Consider the following 251-nt stretch of genomic DNA (forward strand, 5'->3'; position numbering starts at 1 on the left):
GTTCACAGGGGGGATTGGCGGAAATCCTGAAGGCATCTTTCCCTGAAAAGCGGATTTATACGGTTGGGAAAGAAGAACCGTCACTGAATTATTTAAGAAGGCTCGATGTGATTTCTGATGAAACATATCAAGGTGCTTTGTTCATCGTTTGTGATACCGCCAATACCGACCGGATTTGAGATTCAAGGTATATGACGGGGGATAAACTGATTAAGATTGACCATCATCCTAATGAAGATCCATATGGGGAT

General features: G+C 42.6%; 1 pseudogene. It reads left to right on the plus strand.

The annotated features are described in order from the left end of the window. Positions 1-251 (plus strand): annotated as a pseudogene (locus tag SB773_RS33530) (DHH family phosphoesterase); the annotation flags it as partial.

It is taken from the genome of Bacillus sp. SIMBA_074 (assembly GCF_046534555.1).
Classification (GTDB): domain Bacteria; phylum Bacillota; class Bacilli; order Bacillales; family Bacillaceae_G; genus Bacillus_A; species Bacillus_A mycoides.